The organism is Promicromonospora umidemergens (assembly GCF_024171995.1).
In the GTDB taxonomy this organism is placed as follows: Bacteria; Actinomycetota; Actinomycetes; order Actinomycetales; family Cellulomonadaceae; genus Promicromonospora; species Promicromonospora umidemergens.
Genome location: NZ_JAMTCT010000021.1, coordinates 74,424 through 94,502, shown reverse-complemented (window position 1 = coordinate 94,502; position 20,079 = coordinate 74,424). Strand labels below are relative to the sequence as shown.

Here is a 20,079-nt window from a genome sequence, read left to right as displayed (position 1 = left end):
CTATTAATCGAGTCCTGCGTCGATCTCAGCGAGCAGTACGTGGACCCGGTCGATGATCTCGTCCGCGATGCGGCGTACCTCGTCCGGCGACCGCCCCGCGGGGTCCTCCACGGGCCAGTCGACGTAGCGGCGGCCAGGTAGGACGGGGCACGCGTCCCCGCAGCCCATCGTCACGACCAGGCTGGAGGCCCGTACGACCTCCTCCGTCAACGGCCGCGGAATCTCCGCCAGCCGGTCCAGGCCGCGACGAGCCAGCTCGGCCCGGACGCCCGGGTCGAGCATGCCGGCCGGCGTGGAGCCTGCCGTGCGTACCCGCACCCTGCTCCCGACCAGGGACCGCAACGCCGCGGCCGCGATCTGCGAGCGACCCGAGTTGTGCACGCACACGAACAGGACGTCACTGATGGCCTTGCTGCCCGGGGCATCAGCACTGTTGAACGGCGCCGCCAGTGCCGTCAGTCGGTCGGTTGCGAACCGCGCCGTCAGGGCGGGCAGGTAACGCTGCACGGATGCCCGGTCGGCGAGCAGGCCGTAGCTTTCCCGGACGAACCGCTCGACGGTCTCGCGGCCGAACGTCTCGGAAAACCTGTCGGTGAGCTCGTCCACCACGCGGTCCATCAGCTGCTTGTGGTTGCCGGCGTCCACGACCGGCCGGTCGTGGTCCGGCGCGGCGCCGATCGCTGCGCCGCCGAACCTGACTATCGCGTCCGCGGTGGGGCGGTAGCCCGGCGTGCGCGGGTCGCCGACGCGAGCCAGCAGCCACACGTCCGCCATCGCCTCCAGGTGCCTGACGATCGCGACCCGGTTGCCGAATGAGCCTGCCAGGTGCGCCGCCGTCGGCTGGCTCGACGGATCGGTCAGGACCAGGGCGAGGAGCCGCAGCCGGTCCGGGTGAGCCATGGCTGCCGCCTGAGCGGCGAGCAGGCGAAGATCCGTCAACGGACGCACTTCCTGGAACTCTGACGAGAGGAAGCCGTTAGCGCAGCAGGTCGGCGATCATGTCCAGGCGCTGCGGCACGATCGTGTACCAGGCCTCGCGGCCTACCGGGTCGCGCGAGACGATGCCCGCCTCGTTCATCACCTTCAGGTGGTACGAGACCGTCGGCTGGCGCAGACCCAGCGCGCGCGTCAGGTCGACCACCCGGATGCGCTGCTCGTCGCTGTGATGGATCAGGGAAAGAATCTGCAGCCGTGTCGGGTCGGACACGACCCGCAGCACCGCAGCCGTGTCCTCGGCCTGCCCGCGGCTCAAGGTCGAGCGCAGCGCGGGGTGCGGCGTCTGCTCTACCGCCCCGTACTGCCCGCTGTCCCGGGCAACCCACTCGCTCATGCGGCGAGCCTACCGTTCGATCCATCGCGATCAATTCAATGACCACCGGCGTCGCCACGTGTTCCCCTACGAGACAGGCTGAACGCCGAGCTCGACGAGCAGGCCGCGCACCCGCCGCTCGATCTCGTCGCGGATGGGGCGAACAGCCTCGATGCCCTGACCCGCGGGGTCGCTGAGCTCCCAGTCCTGATAGTTCTTGCCGGGGTAGTACGGGCAGGCGTCGCCACAGCCCATCGTGATGACGGCGTCAGACGCCTCGACGGCCTCGTTGCTCAGCACCTTGGGCTTCTCGCCGCGGATGTCGATGCCCTTCTCGAGCATGGCCTCCACGGCGGTGGGGTTGATCATCTCCGCAGGCATGGAGCCGGCGGAGCGCACCTCGACGGCCCCACCGGACAGCGCGCGAAGGAAGCCCGCGGCCATCTGGGAGCGGCCCGCGTTGTGCACGCAGACGAACAGGGCCGACGGCTTGGCAGACTCGGTGGGTTCGGTGACGCTCATAGGGTTCTCCGGTTCAGTGTGAATGCTTTGGTCAGGCAGATGTCGGTTGGCCAGCAGGTCAGGTGGTCTGGGGCACGAGGTCGGCGAGCAGTGCCCGGACGCGCTCGTCCAGGTCGTCGCGGATCGCCGCAACACCGGCAGGGGAGGCCAGGGCCGGGTCGCCCACCATCCAGTCCTCGTACCGCTTGCCGGGCAGCACCGGGCACGCGTCGCCACAGCCCATGGTCACCACGACGTCGGCGGCCCGGACCGCGTCGTCCGTCAGGGGCTTGGGATAGAAGCGGGTCACGTCGTCCACCGCGTCGGCCGCGGCGGAGTCGTTCAGCTTTTCCAGGAGCGCGCGCACTCCTGCGTGCACGTCAGCCGCAGGCGCCGACCCGGCGGAGCGGACCACTACGCGGTCTCCCGCATAGTGCCGCATCAGTGCAGCGGCAAGCTGCGACCGCCCGGCGTTGGCGACGCACACGAACAGCACCTGCGGCAGATGTCTGGCACCCGCTGCACCGGACTCTTGGGCGTGCGCCTTCTCCGCGTCGATGATCCGCTGCCGTGCGAACTGCTCCGTGAGCGGGACGAGGTGGGTGGTCGTGCCGCCCCGGCGGACGAGCGCGGCGTAAGACTCGCGGACCACCCGGACGCATTCGTTCGGGGGCGTTCCGGGGAACCGTTCGGTCAGGGAGGCGGCCATCCGGTCAAGGGCGGGCTCTGCGTTCTTGAGCCCGACCAGGTGCGGGGTCTCCAAGACGTCGACGGCTGCCGGTGCGAACCGGTCCAGCAGCGTGTTCACGGCGCCGCGGTAGGCGGGCTTGATGCGGTACCAGACCGAGGTGCCGCGCCGGTCCGCGGTGAGCAGCCCGACGTCGCGCATCACCTTGAGGTGGTGCGACACCGTGGGCTGAGAGACATCGGTCAGCGAGGCGAGCTCGCCGACGGTGATCTCACCGGCGGGGCTGGTGGCGATCGCGGACAGCATGCGCAGCCGCAGCGGCTCGGCCAGGGCCTTGAGCGTCATGGCTACGGTGGTCGCAGCGTCCACACTGATCGCGTGGGATTCCACCTCGCGAGCACTCTGCTGGGCAAGAGCCGTCATCGTCGACCTCCGAGCTCATCGATGGGTCTCTATGTTGACACCCATCAATGTTGAGCGCAACTGCTTGGTATGCGGCTTGACCTTCGAGTCGGCTCGAAGGTTTACCGTCGAGGTCATGGACGCCATGAGGATCGGTGAGCTGTCACAGCACAGCGCCGACCTGCGGACCCGAACGGGCTGGAGCCTCCGCAGAGTTTTCGGTACGTCACCGCGAGCAGGTACAAGTCCTCCAGCGTTCTGCGACGCTGCAAGTAGCGACCCAGCAACCACGGCCGAGAATCGCGGCGGCCGCTCAGTCGGACACACGAACAAGCTCACGTGGGCCGAGTTGACCGAGCGCGTGCGGGACCAGTTCCGGGCGCACAACCTGAAGACGTACTGACGGGACTGCCCCTAGATGGACTGTCGATAGCCGAAGAACTCATGATCGTTGTTGTACCCGCCCAGTCCGCCGCCCACTTCCGAGAAATGCTCGACGAACTCGATTCCCTTGATCCATTTGACCAGCTTGAAGCCGAGCTGGACCTCGTTGCGCAGTCGAACGGGTGCTCCGTGACCGAATGACAGCGTGTCGTCATTCATGTCGTAGGCGAGCATCGTGAGCTTGTAGCTCATCTGCTCGATCGGCTGGGCGTCGTAGTAGATACCGCCATCCGGCCCGACGGCGTACGAGTAGAAGATCACCCATTTTGCCTCCGGCTTGGGTTGGACGACATCGAGGATCGACTGCATCGACACCCCGCCCCACTTGGCGACACCGGACCAGCCCTGGATGCAGAAGTGTTGGGTGATCTGCTCGTGGTTCGGCAGTGCCCGCAGCTGCTCCAGGCTCAGGTCGACGGGGTTCTCGACGAGACCGTTGATGCGAAGCTTGTAGTCGGCGAAGTTGCCGGCCTCGAGCCGCTTGTACTCGTCGGTCTCGGGGTACTTGCCGTTGTGCCAGAAGTACGGGGAGATGTCCTTCTCCGAGTACTGGCCCGGCTTCGAGTCGAGGTGTTCGAACAGTCGTTGCGCGGGGCCTATCAGCGCGTAGCCGACCTTCTGGACGACCCGCGGGTGCCGGTACGTGAACGGGGTTGCCGCCACCCAGCCGACGATGACGACGACCATGGAGGCGGCGAAGATCCCGAAACCTACCCATGAGCCGTCGTCCCGGGCCGCATACATATGGTTCAGGTTGCGGAGGGCTCCGGTGGTCAGCACCAAGGTCACGTGCATGATGATGAACATGACGAACCAGCACAGCACGAGGAAGTGCAGCGACCGGGCGAGCTGGATGCTGAACACCGAGCTGACCCGGCGGAACCGGGTGGACAGGGCTGGGGACATTCCCAGTCCAGTGATCAGGGCCGCCGGCGCCGCAATGAATACGGTGACGAAGTAGGCGATGATCTGCAGGCTGTTGTAGTTGACCCAGCCGTTCTCCACCGGCCAGTCCAGGGAAAGGTACTGAATGGCTACCGAGATGGAGTTCGGGAATACGTCCCAGCTCATCGGGACCAGACGCATCCACTGGCCGGTGGCAAAGATCAGGATGTAGAAGACGACCCCGTTGAGCAGCCAGAGGGTGTCGACACCGAGATGCCACCAGCGGGCGAGGCCGATGGAGTGTCGGCGGCCAGGCAGTCCGACGCCGTCAGGCAGGGTGATCGAGTCTTGCTTCGCGGTGTAGAGCGGGTCGGAGGGCACCGGCTTCTGCATCCGGAACCAGTCTTTGCCCGGGGTGGAGTGCCTGGTCCAGTAGAACCGGGGATGGTCAGCGATGATCGTGACGCCGGAGCGGATGATGAAGATCATCAGGAACAGGTTCAGGAAGTGTTGCCAACCGAGCCAGGCGGGGAGGCCGACCGGTGCGCTGTCCGGAAGCTCGGACTCGCCCGGATACTGCCGGATGAAGTCCTGCACGGCCGGGAGCTCGCGGATTCCCCTGGCGACCGCAATGCCGATGACCAGGATCAGAAGTCCGATCGGGATCAGCCAGAGCAGGTTGAACCATTTGCTCCGGCCGATCCGCACGCGGGGAGCAACACCGTACTGGGCGGGAAGCCCTCCGGCCCAGTGCTCGTCGACGGCGGTGTAGTGCTTGCTGTCGAGCTCGGACCGGAAGCTCGACTGTGCACCGTCCGGCCCGATATCCGGTGATGGCACCTGCTGATCTTTCGAAGTATGGTCCATTTCGGGAGTGTAGCGCCCGGTTTTCAATGAGGACGAGAAATTGCGCCGTCGAACAGAATGGGTTTTCGGCCCGTGATCTTCTCGCTCGACGACAATCGACGACCCAGGTGGAGACAGCGCCATGTGGGAAGGTTGCTCATGCATACTCGACGAGCACAGCCAAGCAGCTCACGCGCCATGCTCATGCTCGTCGTGGCCGCGGTGGGCTACGCGCTGAACTTCTGGGCCTGGGCTCTTCTCAGCCCGCTCGGCCCCCTCTACAAAGATCTGCTCACATTATCGGGTAACCAGCAGGCACTTCTTGTTGCGATTCCAGTGCTCGTCGGCGCACTGGGCCGAATACCGGTGGGAGCGCTCACCGATCGGTTCGGCGGTCGGATCATGTTTCCCGCGATCTCGGCCGTATCGATCATTCCTGTTCTCTTTCTCGGCTTCTTCGGAAGAACGTCGTACGGCGCCCTTCTCGGCGGTGCTTTCTTCTTGGGCGTCGCCGGCACGATCTTCGCCGTCGGTGTGCCGTTCGTCAACGCGTGGTTCCCGCCCGAACGGCGAGGAACGGCGGTGGGCCTGTACGGCATCGGGATGGGCGGCACAGCGATCGCGGCGCTGACCACGGTCCACCTCTGGGACGCCGTGGGAAGTGCCTCTCCCTTCCTCATCACCTCGGTGGCGTTGGCCGTGTACACCGTCGTGTCGTGGATGCTCCTTCGCGACTCACCCGATCGCACCGTCCCGACGACGTCGTTGCTGAGCCGGCTCACCACGACGGCACGAAGCGCCGTCACCTGGCAGACGTCGTTCCTCTACGCGTTGAGCTTCGGCGGATACGTCGCATTCTCGATCTTCCTGCCCACCTACCTGCAGACCGCATACGGCCTCGAGCTGGCCGACGCGTCCAGCCGGATGGCGGGCTTCGTCGTCGTCGCCGTGTTCTGCCGCCCGCTCGGGGGGATCCTCTCCGACAGGTTCAGCTCCATCTCGGTCCTCGCTGCCGGCTATTCAGTGATCGCGACCGCCGCCGTGGGCCTGGCATCCACTCCGCAAAGCCTTCAGGACGGATCGATCCCGCTGGTCGCGACCCTCTGTTTCCTCACCATGGCGGCCGCCCTCGGTGCGGGGTCGGGTGCCGTCTTCGCGCTCGTCGCGGAGATCGTCGACGGCGACAGGATCGGATCGGCTACTGGCTTCGTCGGTGCCGCCGGTGGTCTCGGTGGTTTCGTTCCTCCGCTGTTGCTCAGCGCCCTGTACGAAAGGACCGGCGGCTACGGCGTCGGGTTGATCCTCCTGGCCCTCACGTCGGTGCTGTGCCTGCTCGTGACGCTGACGCTGACACGCACGGCACGAAAGACCCACCTGGAACGTGTTGCGCGGGCGAGCGCCTGACGGCAGCGAGCGGCACTACCCTGCGTGACGACGATCTTGATCCGGCTGCCCAGCGGGCATTGCAATCCGTGGCGAACACCGTGCTTGAGCATGAGTGGGGTCTCAAGGGGACGTTGACGACACGCGCTGGCGATGAACGCCGGGCGCATCTGTCTCGTTCCGCGGCGCAGCGTCTCGTCGACAGGATCGGCCACGCGCCGACCCGTGACTACAAGATCGACGTTCCAGGAGTTGTGGATGGTTGGCGTTGGTCGACGTCGATCATGCGACTTGCGCCGGATCAAGGCGCTGCGATCGAAGCGCACGTACCTCGCAGACTCCAGACTGCCGTTGCGGATGCCAACGTAGAGAGAGGCCGGCGAGTATCCGCGTCGTTCCGTGTAGTCGAGACTGCGTCCTCGGGACGGTCCGGTGCGATCAGGAAGTACGAGCTCGAGGAATTTGAGTTGCTCGCGTCGCTCGATGACGAGTAGCGACCACATAGCCAGGAGTTGAAGCGGCGCATGTCGTGACACGATTCCTGACACGGTTGCTCGCCCTGACACGCGTGGTGACACGGGTTCTATGCCCACGAACGCCCGCGCTTGCCGATGGTTGCCCGTCCATGTGAGGCTGGGCTTGGGCCCCCAGGAACGGCGAGATTTCGCCGTTTCCGACGCTCACCAGGGCGATCGCGATCGCCACGTCAGATGGCTCTGCGTGCGTCGAAGAGTTTCGCTTCACCGGGAAGAGGTCGGGGGTTCGAATCCCCCTAGCTCCACCGATTGAAAGGCCGCTGGCCGGGCATCAGCCCAGGTCGGCGGCCTTTCTCGTGCGGGAGGGCACCGACCGGAAGGCGCGGTGCTGACTGAGTCCTCAGCGGGATGCGAACAACACCTGGTTCGCCGACTGGTTGTCGCTCAGCGGTGGTGCGGTGGGACGTCGTAGAGCACGTGCTCTGTGTGCTGCAGGACGCCTGTGACCAGGGCGGCGACGTGTGCGTCGGGTTGCCCGTAGTAGATGGTGGTCCCGTCTCGGCGGGCCGTGACGAGGTGGCCGGCGCGCAGCTTGGCCAGGTGCTGCGAGACGGCCGCGGCGGGGCGGTCGAGGGTCTCGGCGATGGCCGTCACGGACATCTCGGTGCCGTCGAGCATGGCGAGGATCGCCAGGCGGGTGCGGTCGGCGAGCAGCCGCAGGACCTGGACGGCGTGGTCGAGGTCGGCGTCCGGGGTTGTGGTGCGCTGGCTCGTTCGCGGGGTGGTGGCCACGAGCGTCATCATCGCATCCGTGCTCAGCCGGGGCTGGTGTTCCGCGACGCGGTGGCGGCCACGGCGTCGCGGGGCTCCTTGGCGGGCCACAGGCGCACGGCGCCGAGCGTGGCGGCGCCGGCGACACCGGCCAGCACCAGGGCGGTGCTGCTCAGGCCGGTCGCGCCGAGCCAGCCGGCCAGCGGGTAGGTGATCAGCCAGCAGGCATGGGACAGGGAGAACTGGGCGGCGAAGACGTCGGACAGGTCAGCGGCAGGGACGTTGCGACGGATGATGCGTCCGACCGGGGTCTCCACGGTCGACCAGCCCAGGCCCACCAGTACCCAGAGCACACCGACGGCGACCAAGCCCCACACCGACCGGCCGATGCTGAGCGCGAACGGCACCAGTGCGACCGCGGCCGTCAGCGCCACGGCCCCGGTGAGCATCACCCGCCGCTCGGGCACGCGGCGCAGGACCAGTGGGAGCGCGAACGCGGCGACCATGGAACCCAGCCCGCTCGTGGCCAGCAGCAGCGGAACGACGTCCTCGCCCTGGCCGAACGTCGTGCGCACGATCACGACGGTCTGCACCAGCACGAAGGCCCCGGCCGCGGCGACGGCGAGGTTCAGCAGCAGGACAGGGCGCAGCGCGCGGGTGCGCACGAACAGCTCGGCACCGCGCCGCGCACGATTGCCGAAGGGCAGCTGTGGGCGCTCGCCGGAGCTCTCACCGCCACGCCGCGGGATGACGGCCGCTACGACCAGCAGCGCCGAGCCGGCGAACCCGATCGCCGTGCCGAAGAACAACGTGGAGGAGGGCACCAGCAGCAGGAGCACGGCGGCGAAGACCGGAGCCAGGATCGACTCCAGGTCGTAGGCCAGCCGGGACAGGGACAGGGCGACGGTGTAGTCGTCCTCGTCCTTCAGGATGTCGGGGATGACGGACTGGAATGTCGGAGTGAAGGTGGCCGAGGCGGCCTGCATGACGAAGATCAGTACGTATACCTGCCAGACCTCGCCCACGAACGGGAGCGAGGCCGCGACCACCAGGCGCAGCAGGTCGGCGCCGATCAGCACCCACTTGCGGGGCAGACGTGCCACCGCGGCGACGGCCAGCGGTGCCACGACCACGTTGGCGACCATCTTGATCGCCAGTGCCGTGCCGAGCACCCCGGCAGCGTTATCGGGGTTCAGGTCGTACGCCACCAGGGCCAGCGCCACCGTGGCCAGGCCAGTACCGAGCAACGCCACCACCTGGGCTGTGAACAAGCGACGGTAGACAGGGTGGCTTAAGACGCGCAGCATGTGGCAATTATCCCCGTACCTGCGTCACTACGCAAACACGCAACCATGCGGCGAAGGTGCTGTTTGCCAACCGCACTGCGAACCGGCGACAATGATTCTCATTATGAGTAGCGACATCATCCAGCCAGCGCGCGTGCATCCGGTCGCTGCCGAAGGACGGGCCTCGGAGGACCTCCTGGTCCTGTCCTTGCGTGACGCCGAGGTGCGCGCTGCCGACGGCAGGACACTGCTCCGCGCCGTCTCCCTCGATGTCCTCGCAGGGCAGCGCATCGTCGTCACCGGTCCGTCCGGGAGCGGCAAGTCCCTCCTGCTCAGCACCCTCATGGGACGGTGGCCGGTCGGCCTCCGCTTCACCGGAGAGCGCGCGACGTCGGCCGACCGCATCGGCTTCGTCCCTCAGCGCGGTCTCGACGCCTTCCATCCGCTGATCCCGCTTGCTCGCCAGCTGCGCCTGGTCACCGGTGCTACCCCCGGCCGGATCGTCCAGGTGCTCGAATCGGTCGGGCTCGACGATCCAGGGCTTCATCGACGTCGCCCCACCGAGCTCTCGGGCGGTCAGGCGCAGCGCGCGAGCGTCGCGCTCGCGGCGCTGACGAACGCGCCGCTGATCCTCGCCGACGAGCCGACCAGTGCGCTCGACCATGAGTCCCGTGACCAGACGCTGCGCCTGCTGGAGGAGATAGTCGGTCCGCAGCAGACCCTTGTCGTCGCCACCCACGACACCGCGGTCGCCAGGGCGCTCGGGGCTCGCCACCTCGTCGTGTCCGACGGCGTCGTCACCGAGCTCTTCTCCCGGGCCGAGCGGGACAGCGGCGCACGATGACCACGCGAACTTCTCCGGCCCTCACCATCGCGGGCGTGACCGCCGTCCACGGTCGTGGCGCCAAGGCTCGTGCGACGCTCGCCCCGACCAGCCTCGACATCCGCCCCGGCGAGTCCGTGGCGGTGGTGGGCCGATCCGGTGCCGGAAAGTCGACGCTCGCCGACATCACCCTCGGCCTGCGGCTGCCGGCCGAGGGCCGTGTCCTGGTCGGCGGTGTGGAGTGGTGCACGCCGTCGGCCCGGCCGCCCCGTGACAGGCGCCACCTCGTCCAGGGCGTCCCGCAGGACCCGCTCGCCGCCTTCGTGCCCAGGTGGACGCTCCGCCGGTCGATCGACCAGGCAGTCCGCAGACTCACCGGCGAGCACGACACCGAGTCCCGCGTACGCCGGGCCGCCGAGCTGGCGCAGCTCGACCTCGAACTGCTCGAGCGCAGGCCGACGGAGGTCTCCGGCGGTCAGGCGCAGCGCGCGGCGACCGTCCGTGCGGTAGCACCGGGCCCGGCCGTTCTCGTCGCCGACGAACCGACCAGCGCGCTCGACGCCCGTACGGCGGACGCCGTGTCGGCGGCACTGCTGTCCGTCACCCAGGAGCTGGGTATCGCCCTGCTGCTGGTCACCCACGACCCGTCGGTCGCAGAACGCTGCACCCGCACCCTCAGGATCAGCGCGCCCCGCTAGCGCCGCCCGCCGCCGCCCGCCGCGGTTCGGTCCGGCGGCACAGCGCCACGCTCCATCGCCACGGCACCAGCCGATCGCTGGTCCTGCCCGACTACTCCTTGTGCCTGATCCCCCTCTGACCGATGAACGGAACCCACCTGATGAACCCTCGAAAGCGCCACGTCCCTGGACGGTTCCTCGCGCTCGCGACGATTCCCCTCTCGCTCTCCCTGCTCACCGGATGCTTCTCGGAGGCTGCTCCGGCCAGCAGCAGCGGATCTGGCGAACGCCTCTCCGTCGCGATGCTGCAGCCACCACGCTCCGGTCTCAGCCCGCTGAGTGACGACGCCTTCAAGCTCTCGCGCTGGGCCACCGCCGAGACGCTCGTCGTCCTCGACGACGAGGGGGAGGCGCTCCCCGCGCTCGCCACCGAGTGGACGCAGGACGACGAGACCACCTGGCGGTTCACCGTCCGGCAGGACGTACGGTTCCACAACGGCAACGAGCTGACGGCCGACTCGGTGGTCAACTCGCTCCAGCACGCGATCGACGCGACCCCGGTCCCGCGCATTCTCGACGGCGTCGAGATGACGGTCCGGGCCGACGGCGACGACGTTGTGATCACCACCGCCGAACCCGACCCGCTGCTCCCGCACCGCCTGTCCAGCCCGCAGCTCGCCGTCCTCGACGCGGAGGCGTACACCGACAACGGGGTCGACCCGGCAGGGACCGGCACCGGACCGTTCGAGCTCACCGCCGTCGACGGCGTCGTCGGAGCGACGCTCGACCGCTACGACGACTACTGGGGCGAGGCAGCGCACGCGGCGGGGATCGACGTGAAGTTCGTTCCCGACGGCACGGCCCGCGCCGCCGCGTTGCGCACGGGTGAGGCAGACATCGTCGAGGCGATCCCGGCAGGGCAGGCCGCATCGATCTCCGATGACCTCATCATCGAGGTGCCCATGCCGCGCACGAACACTCTCTATCTGAACACCGAGACCGGTCCGTTCGCCGATCCCGCCGTGCGGGCCGCCGCGCGCGAGGCCATCGACCGCGCGGCGATCGTCGAGTCGGTCTATGAAGGACGGGCCGACGTCGCGGAGGGCCTGCTCGGTCCCGCACTGCCCTGGGCAGCCGGCTACCGCGACGACCCTGACTACCAAGAGGTACTCGAAGGGCGCGCCGAGACGGCCGACGTCGACGGTACGAAGATCACGCTCGGCACCTTCACCGACCGGGCGGAGCTGCCCGAGGTCGCCGTCATGATCGAGCAGCAGCTGGAGGCCGTCGGCTTCGACGTGCAGCAGGACGTCCGCGAGTACCAGTTCATCGAGGCCGACGCGCTGGACGGCAAGTTCGATGCCTTCATCCTGTCCCGTGCGACGGTCCTCGACTCGGGTGATCCGGTCGCCTACTTCGCCTCCGACTACACCTGTGAGGGTGGCTTCTCGATCGCCCAGCTGTGCAGCCCGGACGTCGACACGGCTATCAGCCAGGCTGCGCAGACCGAGCCGGGCGAGGACCGGCAGCGCGCGAGCATGATCGCGGAGGCAGAGGTGCTCGCCACCGACGCCGCGATCCCGCTCCTGCACGAACGCGTCATCCAGGGCGAGACGGCGCGAGTGACGGACGCCGCCAGAGACCCCCGCGAACGCATCCTCGTCACCGCTGACACCCGCCTCGATGCGGCACAGTAACGCCCTCGGGATCGCCTCCCGGCTCGTCAGCGGGATCGCGCTGCTGCTCGTCGCCGGGGCGCTGCCCTGGCTCTCGCAGCGAGATCCCGCCGCCTCGGTGCTCCGCGCCCGTTACGCGGAGCTCGAACCGACCCCGGAGGCCCTCGCGGCGATACGCGCCGAGCTGGGGCTCGACGGCGGGCCGGTAGCCACCAGCATCCGCTGGTGGTCCGGCGTGCTCCGCGGCGACCTCGGCAGCTCCTGGGTGAGCGGCAGCGAGATCGGGCCGGGCGCGTGGAGCGCACTCGGCGTCTCCGTGACGCTCACCGTGTTCGCGGGTGTCGTCGCGCTCGCCGTCGCCGCGGCGATCGTCACGCCGGCCGTGCTGCGGGTGCTGCGCGACCGCCCGCAGCGCGGCTCCGGGCCCGTCGGGGTCGCCCTCACCGCGCTGCCCGAGTTCCTGCTCGCGAGCGTCCTGCTCGTCGTGGTCGCCGTGCAGCTGCAATGGCTGCCGCCCTACGGATGGACCGGTCTGCGCACCGCGATCCTGCCGGCGCTCGCCCTCGGCATCCCCGCAGGCGGCCTCCTCGGCCGCCTCCTGGCCGACGCCGTCGCCAGCGTCACCGAAGAACGCTGGGTCACCGTGTGGCTGCTCGCGGGCGCTCGGCACCGCGTGATCCTCGCGGGCGTCCTCCGCCGCGCAACGGCCGCCGTCGTCGACCAGCTGGGCCTCGTGCTCATCGGCCTCCTCGGCGGTGCCGTCGCCGTCGAACAGGTCTTCGCCATCCCCGGCCTCGGCCGCTACCTGCTCGGCGCCGCCAACGCACAGGACCTCCCCGCACTGCAGGCCGGCGTGCTGCTCATGGCGCTAGCGGCCGTGCTCGTGGGGTTGGCCACCGGCCTCGCCCGCCGGGCACTTCGCGGAGGGCCGATCCCACCGGGGACACTCCCGCCGCCGCCCGAGCGCCGCGGCGACGACCGGGCCGCCCGCTGGACCGTCGGGATCGCGCTGAGCCTGCTGCTGCTCATCCTTGCCTTCGGTCTTCCCCGCGACCCGTACACACTCGCTCACGAACGGCTCGCACCACCCAGCGCCGACCTGCCCTTCGGCGCGGACGCCAGCGGGCGCGACCTCCTCGCCAGGGTCGCGCACGGGACGCTCGGCACGCTGCTGCCCTCGGTGGGCATCGTGCTGGTCGCCGTGCTCGTCGCGCTGCTCCTGGCCGTGCTCGGCGAGATCGCGCGCGGGCCCGCCGAGATCGCCAACGCGACGCCACCGATCCTCGCAGGCGTCATCATCGCGGCCCTCCTCGGCCCGTCGGTCGGCGGCGCGGCACTCGCGGTGCTCTGGGTCACCTGGCCTCCGCTCACAGCCCACGCCGCCGCACTCCTCGACGAGGCCAGCGCCATGCCGCACATCAGATGGCTCCCGCTCGCAGGAGTATCCCGCTTCGAGATCTGGGTGCGCCACGTGCTGCCCGCCACCGTTCCGCCGCTGCTGCGCCACGGCATGCTCCGGCTCCCCGGCGTCGCCCTCGCGCTCGCGGCGCTGGGCTTTCTCGGTCTGGGCGCCCAGCCGCCGCTGCCCGAGTGGGGCCTGCTGCTCGCCGAAGGTATCGACTACGTGGAACGCGCCCCGTGGACCACCCTGGCGCCTGCCGTGGCACTGGTCCTGACCTCGGTGCTCGCCGTCGCGGTCGCCGGTATCAGGAGGAACCGCAGGGACGGCGGCGCGATCGTCGGTCCGAAGTCGCTGCGCTGACACCCGGTCAAGGAAGTCGTGCTCCTGGTGAAGCTTCCGCCGTTCGTGAGCAGGCGGTGCTGCTCAGCCTCGGCAGCCTCAGTAGGTTTGCGTGCATGACCGGTGACGACGTTGCCCGCCAGGACCTGACGGTCGACGGCGGTTGGCGAGAGAACAAGTTCTTCCGACGTCGACCCTCCACCGAAGCTCTGGACTGGGTGGCCGCTTCCATGGGCCGAGGTAGTCGCGTCGTCGGCCACCGTCGGTTGACCGGCGGCGCCAACTCCGCTGTCCATCGCCTGACAGTTGAGCGACGCGGCACGCGAACGTTCGTGGTGTTGCGGCAGTACCCGGCGGGAAGCATCGCGCTCCGGACCGCCATGGAGGAGGAGATCGCCAACCTCGAGGTGGTGGCAGGCAGCGGGCTTCCGGTCCCGACGGTCTTGGCCGCTGACGTTGCCGGCGCTGCTACCCGCGGAGCGCCGTCGTTGCTGATGACACGGCTACCCGGCCACGTCCACCTCAACCCAGCCGAGCACCGACCGTGGATCGAGAGGATCGCCGAGTTCGCTGCCCTGCTCCATTCCGTTGACCTCCCAGCCCCGATCTTCCGACCTTGGGCAGACTCATGGATCACGCCTCTTGGCCAGTTTCAGGTTCCAGTCGGCGCGCAGAGACCTGCGGTCTGGAAAGCCGCCTTCGATGCCATGGAGCTACCACCACCTGAGGATGATGCCGTCTTCCTGCACTGCGACTACCTGCCCGTAAATCTGCTGTGGTCGCGCGGGAAGATCACCGGACTCACCGACTGGAACAGCATCCACCGAGGGTCTCGCGCAATCGATGTCGGACAGTGCCGGCGGTACCTGGCGTCGCTCTACTCGCCCGATTGGGCGGAGGAACTCCGCTCGCTCTACGAATCGATCGCGGGTGTCCCTCTTCACCCGTGGTGGGACTTGTACAGCCTCCTTCACCACGACGACAACGGACCGCGGTCGATCTCCCGCCAGGTCGCTGGGCGCCGCCCGGTCGACGTGTCGGGCGTGACAGCTCGTGTCGAGATCGCCGTAGGACAAGCGCTGCAGCGCCTCGGCTGAACAGGACATCGTTTCACCGTTCGTCTCGTGATTCACGAAGCCGGTCACACGGTCGTGCACGTTGCCGCAGTGGCATGTGATCGTCTGGAGCGGGACGGTAGGTTCTGGCTGTGTATCCCTGGACGTACTGGCGCAGCTTCGGTATCTACGTCAAAGGACTCGCGCCAGAGGCGAGTCATCCGGCGTACGTGGCCATCGTTCCGGAGTCGTTCTACTCCGAGTCCGACGGGTTCGCGCCGTTCGGCAACGACGGCGGCCACGACATCCTCGGGTCGCTCGAGGACTGGTACGTCGCCGGCGGACGGGACGACGACGTACCACGCTTCCTTACTGAGACCTTCGTCGACTACCAATACGACGTGCCGACCGACTTGTGGTCTGCGGACTCCGACGACGCTCGTGCCTGGGCCAAGTCGGTGCCCGGCGAGGCCGACCACATAGTGGACGCCGGGGCGCAGACGGCGATCGGTGTCGCGATCGGGCAGCTCAAGATCCGGGGTCACATCACACCGGCAGTGCGTCGCATCGGGTGGCAGGCCATCACGCTGCAGCGCTTCATGCTCGAACGAGCATCTCGGACGTATCCCGCCTGGGCGCACCGGGACGATGCGACCGACGGCGTCGATGCCGTCGTGCGTGTGCTGTCGCGTGCGCCGTCGGTGAGATGACGAACGGGCCACTCCCAGCGGAGTCGTCGTAAGCGCGGGTACTGCCCAAGCGGTCGCTCAGGCAAACGACAGGAACAGCTTCTCGAGCTTCTGCAGGTCGGCCTCGCCGTTCTCCTCGTCGGCCAGGCACTGCTTCAGGCCCGAGGCGATGACGGCGAAGCCTGCCCGGTCGAGCGCCTTGGAGACGGCGGAGAGCTGCGTCACGACGTCCACGCAGTCGCCCCCCTCGTCCACCGCGCGTACGACGGCGGCGAGCTGGCCCTGGGCTCGCTTGAGGCGGTTCGAGACCTTCTTCATCTCGTCAGGGTCGAGGTCCATGATCGATCCTTCCGCTCAGCGCCCGAAGAGGCGCGACAGGAACGAGCCCTTGGCGGGCTCCTTGGCATGTCCTTCGCACTGGTCGCGACGCGGCACGCCACCCATTACCTGGTCGACGTGCTGGCCGCAGCCGGCCCACGTCGTCTTGCCGCACGTCTTGCACGTCTCAGCTCTGCACACGGTGGTCTCCCTCGCACTGTTCGACAGAGGATACCCCCCGGGGTATCGTGAACGTCAAACCCAAGGAGGATCCACATGAAGATCGTCATCGTCGGAGGGGTGGCAGCGGGCATGTCCGCGGCGACCCGGCTACGTCGTCTGGCCGAGGATGCCGAGATCCTCGTCCTGGAGGCCGGCGACCACGTCTCGTACGCGAACTGCGGGCTGCCGTACTACGCGGGCGGGGTGATCGAGGACCGCGAGGCGCTGCTGCTGCAGACCCCGGTGTCCCTCGCCTCGCGGTTCCGGCTGGACGTGCGCGTCCGGAACCGGGTGACCGCCGTCGACGCCGCTGCCCACAAGCTGACCGTGCGGGACCTCGGGACCGGTGACGAGTACGCCGAGACCTACGACCGGCTCGTGCTGAGCCCAGGTGCCCGCCCGGTCGTGCCGCCGGTCCCCGGCATCGAGCGCGCGCTCGTGCTGCGCGACGTCGCCGACGCCGACCGGCTTGTCGCCGCGATCGACGGGACGGCGGACGGCGGGGTGGCGGGCGCCGAGCCCGCCCGGACCGCCGTCGTGATCGGCGGCGGCCTCGTCGGCCTGGAGGTCGTCGAGAACCTCGTTCGCCGCGGCCTTGCCGTCACCCTCGTGGAGCTGGCCGACCAGGTGCTCCCGCCGCTGGACCCCGAGCTGGCCGTCCGTATCCGCGACGAGCTGGAGTCTCACGGCGTCGACGTCCGGACGTCGACGCAGGTCTCCGCGGTCACGTCCACCACTGCGGTGCTCTCCGACGCCTCGGGCGCCGAGGTCGGCGACGTCCCGGCGGACCTCGTGGTAGCCGCCGTCGGCGTCCGCCCCGACACGGAGCTTGCCGTGCTGGCGGGCGCCACCCTTGGCCCGCGGGGCGGCGTCATGGTCGACGAGGACCTGCGCACCTCGGTGCCGGACGTGTTCGCCGTCGGCGACGCAGTGGTCAAGCGCGATGCCCTGGCTGCGCCCGGCGAGCCGGAGCCCTTCGCGCTCATCCCGCTCGCGAACCTCGCCAACCGGCACGGGCGGCACGTCGCGGACGTGATCCTCGGCCGGACCGGCATGCGCCCGTCCGTCGGGACCGCAGTGGTCGGGGTGTTCGGCCTGACCGCCGCGTCAGTGGGACGCAACGAGAAGCGGCTGCGCGCCGAGGGCCGCCACTATCGCGCCATCCATACCCACCCGAGCCAGCACGCCGGCTACTACCCGGGCGCCAGCCCGCTCGCGCTCAAGCTCCTCGTCGACCCGGACACCGACCTGATCCTCGGCGCCCAGGCAGTGGGTCGCGACGGCGTCGACAAGCGCATCGACGTGCTCGCCACTGCCATGGCGGGCGGTCTGACGGCGTCCGACCTCGCAGACCTCGAGCTCGCCTACGCACCCGCCTACGGGTCGGCCAAGGATCCGGTCAACATGCTCGGATACGTCGCGGACAACCTGCGTACCGGCGACACGCGCAGCGTCCAGTGGCACGAGCTGGACGATCTCGTCAGCGGTGGTGCGACGCTCGTCGACGTCCGCACTCCCGCCGAGCACGCGCGCGGCACGGTCGAGGCAGTCGTCGACGGCGCACCCTCCCGGGCGCGGAACGTCCCGCTCGACGAGCTCCGCGCCCGCGCGCACGACGAGATCCCGGCCGGTACCCCCGTCGTCGTGCACTGCCAGGTCGGTCAACGCGGGCACACCGCAGCACGGCTGCTCACCCAGCTCGGCTACGACGTCCGCAACCTCGACGGCGGCTACCTCACGTGGCGGGACGCCGCTCGCGCGGCGGTGTCGGGCAGGCACGCGCAGGGTCGATGACCTTCGGTGACATACCCGGTGCCCAGGAACGCCATGGCCTCATCATGTCTCCGGCTCGACTATTGCTAATAGTCGACTATGTGTCATAGTCGCCTTGTTGGATGTCGAGAGCGAGGGAGTGACAGCTGATGGGTGCGCACACCGGTCGGGCAGCGACGCGTCCACGGACGGTGACGGTGGTGGTTCTGGCTGTCGCGGCGCTGCTGGTCGTGTTCGCGCTCGCGATGGATCCAGGGGAGGTCAGCGGAGAGCGCGTGGCTGAGCGTGCAGCGGCGGTGGAGGACGCGCCAACGGGTATCGAACAGCCCGCGCAGCCGGAGAGCGACGTCGGCTCCGCCGAACGCCACGACCCCGACGACCCTTTGGCGGCAGGGCCGGTGGACGCACCAGTGACGCTCGTCGTGTTCTCCGACTACCAGTGCCCGTTCTGCGCGCAGTGGAGCCACGAGACCTTGCCACTGATGATGGACGAGGTCGAGGCGGGGAGCCTGCGGATCGAATGGCGCGACGTGAACGTCTACGGGGCCGCATCCGAGCGCGCCTCGCGCGCCGCCTACGCCGCCGGGCTGCAGGGGGCGTTCTGGGAGTATCACGACGCGCTCTACGAGGGCGGGGAGAAGCGTTCCGAGGCGGGCCTCGGGCAGGACGCGCTCATCACCCTGGCCGCAGAGCTCGGCCTGGACACCGAACGGCTCGCCACAGACATGGAGTCGAAGGAGACGGTCGCTCAGATCGCCGAGAACCAGCAGCTCGGACTGGATCTCGGGGCGTTCTCCACCCCGATGTTCCTGATGGGGGGGCAGACGCTTGTAGGCGCACAGCCCTCGCAGGTCTTCCTCGACGCGTTCGAGCGGGCCCTCGCCAGCGTCGAGACGGGGGAGCGGTGAGGCGCCGGCGCACGGCCCGCGCCGGTGTCGCAGCCGTGGTGGTCGTGGTGGTCGCCCTGGCAGGATGCGGCGCCACCGAGCCGGAGCCGGTCCGGCAACCACGTGCGCTCGAGGAGGGGCTGCCGGAGGTCGACAGGAGCGGGCTGCGGCTGCCCAGCTCGTTCGAGGAGCAGCGAGTCGTCGACCCAGGATGGGAGACGACGTCGGAGTACGCCGATGGTGTCTTTCTGGGTGCCCGCGAACAGAACGGCGTCCTCGAGTTCACGGCCGTCGACGTCCAGGGCGAGGTGCTCTGGGCCGCGCAGCGCCCCGTCAGCTGCAGCGGCTTCACCGTCACCACCGGCATTGACGGACGCGCACTCGCGATCCTCACCGACACCGAGACGACCAGTGACGCACTGGCAGGTGTCACTGCCACCGCGTATGACCTGACCACCGGCCACCAGGTCTGGGGACCTGTCCATGTGCCCGGCCCTTCTCAAGGGCCTGGAGCGGTCTTCGCCGCACCGCCTGACGGTCCGATGGGTGACACCGGGCCACGAACCGCCCTCGACCCCGCTACGGGCCGTATCTCCGGCGCGGAGTCCGATGGGGCAGGTGAACGGATCCTCGGCGAGTACCGCGGCACCCTCCTCGTCGTCGACGAGGATGCACTCGTCGCCCGCGACTCCGCCGGTGAGCACGACCTCTGGCGCATCTCACTCGCTGAGTACGGCTGGACCGCGGCCTCGCTCGGCCCGTCGTCGAGCCTCTCGCCCGGAGACGGGCTCGCGCTCATCAAGACGTCCGGCTCCACCCAAGCGCTCATCGATCTCGACAAGGGCACCGTGCTGAGCGATACCGCACTGGACGCCGCGGTCGACGTCGCCAGCAACACCCTTGTCGTCCTCGACGACGTGGGCCTCCATGCCTACGACGCCGGCCACGAGCGTCTCTGGTCGTCAAGTGTGGCTCCCGAGACGACCATCGCCGCTCTCGGCGGCGTGTTCCTCTATCTCCGCGAAGGCGGCAATGTCAGGGTCCACAACGTCCTGACCGGTGACGTGGCGCAGGCTTATGACCCTGAGGGCCGCGGCCCGATCACCGTCCCCACGCAGATCACCAGCAACGGCGCCGCGATGCTCGGAGACGGCCGACGCCACCTCCTTGCGACGATCGGAAACGCCCCGACCACCGACAGGTCAAGCCTTTGAGGCGAGTGGTCGT

Annotated in this window: 19 protein-coding genes; 10 read left to right on the top strand and 9 right to left on the bottom strand. The window is 68.9% G+C overall.

Annotated elements, in window-relative coordinates:
• Positions 1-3: 3 nt before the first annotated feature.
• The 5 genes from APR04_RS24670 to APR04_RS24650 all read right to left on the bottom strand — a co-directional run bounded on the left by APR04_RS24670 (position 4) and on the right by APR04_RS24650 (position 5,219).
• A complete protein-coding gene (locus APR04_RS24670) occupies positions 4-939 on the bottom strand; it encodes an arsenate-mycothiol transferase ArsC (RefSeq protein ID WP_253875665.1) in 936 nt (311 codons plus the stop codon).
• Between the two features lie 37 nt (positions 940-976).
• A complete protein-coding gene (locus tag APR04_RS24665; protein ID WP_253875663.1) occupies positions 977-1,330 on the bottom strand; it encodes an ArsR/SmtB family transcription factor in 354 nt (117 codons plus the stop codon).
• 66 nt (positions 1,331-1,396) lie between these two features.
• Positions 1,397-1,831, bottom strand: a complete 435-nt coding sequence (locus APR04_RS24660) for an arsenate reductase ArsC (protein ID WP_253875652.1) — start codon at positions 1,829-1,831, stop codon at positions 1,397-1,399.
• 58 nt (positions 1,832-1,889) lie between these two features.
• On the bottom strand, positions 1,890-2,921 hold the full coding sequence (locus APR04_RS24655) for a metalloregulator ArsR/SmtB family transcription factor (protein ID WP_253875650.1): 1,032 nt from the start codon (positions 2,919-2,921) through the stop codon (positions 1,890-1,892).
• Positions 2,922-3,314: 393 nt separating this feature from the next.
• Complete coding sequence (locus APR04_RS24650; protein WP_253875635.1) at positions 3,315-5,219, bottom strand: molybdopterin-dependent oxidoreductase; 1,905 nt, start codon at positions 5,217-5,219, stop codon at positions 3,315-3,317.
• Between the two features lie 15 nt (positions 5,220-5,234).
• On the opposite strand from APR04_RS24650, the gene APR04_RS24645 reads away from it, so the two are divergent.
• Positions 5,235-6,479 carry a nitrate/nitrite transporter gene (locus tag APR04_RS24645; RefSeq protein WP_253875622.1) on the top strand — a complete coding sequence of 415 codons (1,245 nt, stop codon included), beginning with the start codon at positions 5,235-5,237 and terminating at the stop codon, positions 6,477-6,479.
• Positions 6,480-7,378: 899 nt separating this feature from the next.
• Here APR04_RS24645 and APR04_RS24640 read toward each other — a convergent pair.
• Positions 7,379-7,735 (bottom strand): ArsR/SmtB family transcription factor, encoded by a 357-nt coding sequence (locus tag APR04_RS24640; RefSeq protein ID WP_253875619.1) that lies wholly within the window; start codon positions 7,733-7,735, stop codon positions 7,379-7,381.
• Positions 7,736-7,749: 14 nt separating this feature from the next.
• A complete protein-coding gene (locus APR04_RS24635; RefSeq protein ID WP_301312946.1) occupies positions 7,750-9,012 on the bottom strand; it encodes an MFS transporter in 1,263 nt (420 codons plus the stop codon).
• A gap of 103 nt (positions 9,013-9,115) precedes the next feature.
• Here APR04_RS24635 and APR04_RS24630 point away from each other — a divergent pair, with 103 nt between their 5' ends.
• From APR04_RS24630 to APR04_RS24605, 6 genes are all read left to right on the top strand, one after another.
• Positions 9,116-9,835 carry an ATP-binding cassette domain-containing protein gene (locus APR04_RS24630; RefSeq protein WP_253875614.1) on the top strand — a complete coding sequence of 240 codons (720 nt, stop codon included), beginning with the start codon at positions 9,116-9,118 and terminating at the stop codon, positions 9,833-9,835.
• A 35-nt stretch (positions 9,836-9,870) separates the two neighbouring features.
• Entirely contained in the window at positions 9,871-10,512 is a 642-nt protein-coding gene (locus APR04_RS24625; protein WP_253875611.1) for an ATP-binding cassette domain-containing protein, read from the top strand.
• A 122-nt stretch (positions 10,513-10,634) separates the two neighbouring features.
• Complete coding sequence (locus tag APR04_RS24620; protein WP_253875608.1) at positions 10,635-12,188, top strand: ABC transporter substrate-binding protein; 1,554 nt, start codon at positions 10,635-10,637, stop codon at positions 12,186-12,188.
• Positions 12,175-13,929 (top strand): ABC transporter permease subunit, encoded by a 1,755-nt coding sequence (locus tag APR04_RS24615; RefSeq protein ID WP_253875605.1) that lies wholly within the window; start codon positions 12,175-12,177, stop codon positions 13,927-13,929. Before APR04_RS24620 ends, APR04_RS24615 begins: the two co-directional genes overlap by 14 nt.
• A gap of 95 nt (positions 13,930-14,024) precedes the next feature.
• Positions 14,025-15,005, top strand: coding sequence for a phosphotransferase family protein (locus APR04_RS24610; RefSeq protein ID WP_253875602.1), 981 nt, complete (start codon positions 14,025-14,027; stop codon positions 15,003-15,005).
• A 110-nt stretch (positions 15,006-15,115) separates the two neighbouring features.
• Complete coding sequence (locus APR04_RS24605; RefSeq protein WP_253875599.1) at positions 15,116-15,673, top strand: hypothetical protein; 558 nt, start codon at positions 15,116-15,118, stop codon at positions 15,671-15,673.
• Positions 15,674-15,730: 57 nt separating this feature from the next.
• Here APR04_RS24605 and APR04_RS24600 read toward each other — a convergent pair whose 3' ends face one another.
• Positions 15,731-15,991: a metal-sensitive transcriptional regulator gene (locus APR04_RS24600; protein WP_253875597.1), complete on the bottom strand. Its 261-nt coding sequence runs from the start codon at positions 15,989-15,991 to the stop codon at positions 15,731-15,733.
• Between the two features lie 15 nt (positions 15,992-16,006).
• Positions 16,007-16,171 (bottom strand): DUF8730 family Cys-rich protein, encoded by a 165-nt coding sequence (locus APR04_RS24595; protein ID WP_253875595.1) that lies wholly within the window; start codon positions 16,169-16,171, stop codon positions 16,007-16,009.
• A gap of 75 nt (positions 16,172-16,246) precedes the next feature.
• On the opposite strand from APR04_RS24595, the gene APR04_RS24590 reads away from it, so the two are divergent.
• The 3 genes from APR04_RS24590 (at position 16,247) to APR04_RS24580 (ending at position 20,066) form a co-directional block, all read left to right on the top strand.
• Complete coding sequence (locus APR04_RS24590) at positions 16,247-17,986, top strand: FAD-dependent oxidoreductase (protein ID WP_253875592.1); 1,740 nt, start codon at positions 16,247-16,249, stop codon at positions 17,984-17,986.
• A gap of 179 nt (positions 17,987-18,165) precedes the next feature.
• Positions 18,166-18,873 (top strand): DsbA family protein, encoded by a 708-nt coding sequence (locus tag APR04_RS24585; protein WP_253875589.1) that lies wholly within the window; start codon positions 18,166-18,168, stop codon positions 18,871-18,873.
• On the top strand, positions 18,870-20,066 hold the full coding sequence (locus APR04_RS24580) for a hypothetical protein (protein ID WP_253875586.1): 1,197 nt from the start codon (positions 18,870-18,872) through the stop codon (positions 20,064-20,066). Before APR04_RS24585 ends, APR04_RS24580 begins: the two co-directional genes overlap by 4 nt.
• Positions 20,067-20,079 lie beyond the last annotated feature (13 nt).

Coding starts and splice junctions, on each gene's coding strand:
- APR04_RS24635 (WP_301312946.1), bottom strand. CDS start 9,012: ATGCTGCGCGTCTTAAGCCACCCTGTCTACCGTCGCTTGTTCACAGCC.
- APR04_RS24620 (WP_253875608.1), top strand. CDS start 10,635: ATGAACGGAACCCACCTGATGAACCCTCGAAAGCGCCACGTCCCTGGA.
- APR04_RS24655 (WP_253875650.1), bottom strand. CDS start 2,921: ATGACGGCTCTTGCCCAGCAGAGTGCTCGCGAGGTGGAATCCCACGCG.
- APR04_RS24590 (WP_253875592.1), top strand. CDS start 16,247: ATGAAGATCGTCATCGTCGGAGGGGTGGCAGCGGGCATGTCCGCGGCG.
- APR04_RS24645 (WP_253875622.1), top strand. CDS start 5,235: ATGCATACTCGACGAGCACAGCCAAGCAGCTCACGCGCCATGCTCATG.
- APR04_RS24615 (WP_253875605.1), top strand. CDS start 12,175: ATGCGGCACAGTAACGCCCTCGGGATCGCCTCCCGGCTCGTCAGCGGG.
- APR04_RS24600 (WP_253875597.1), bottom strand. CDS start 15,991: ATGGACCTCGACCCTGACGAGATGAAGAAGGTCTCGAACCGCCTCAAG.
- APR04_RS24665 (WP_253875663.1), bottom strand. CDS start 1,330: ATGAGCGAGTGGGTTGCCCGGGACAGCGGGCAGTACGGGGCGGTAGAG.
- APR04_RS24640 (WP_253875619.1), bottom strand. CDS start 7,735: ATGACGCTCGTGGCCACCACCCCGCGAACGAGCCAGCGCACCACAACC.
- APR04_RS24650 (WP_253875635.1), bottom strand. CDS start 5,219: ATGGCGCTGTCTCCACCTGGGTCGTCGATTGTCGTCGAGCGAGAAGAT.
- APR04_RS24610 (WP_253875602.1), top strand. CDS start 14,025: ATGACCGGTGACGACGTTGCCCGCCAGGACCTGACGGTCGACGGCGGT.
- APR04_RS24630 (WP_253875614.1), top strand. CDS start 9,116: ATGAGTAGCGACATCATCCAGCCAGCGCGCGTGCATCCGGTCGCTGCC.
- APR04_RS24660 (WP_253875652.1), bottom strand. CDS start 1,831: ATGAGCGTCACCGAACCCACCGAGTCTGCCAAGCCGTCGGCCCTGTTC.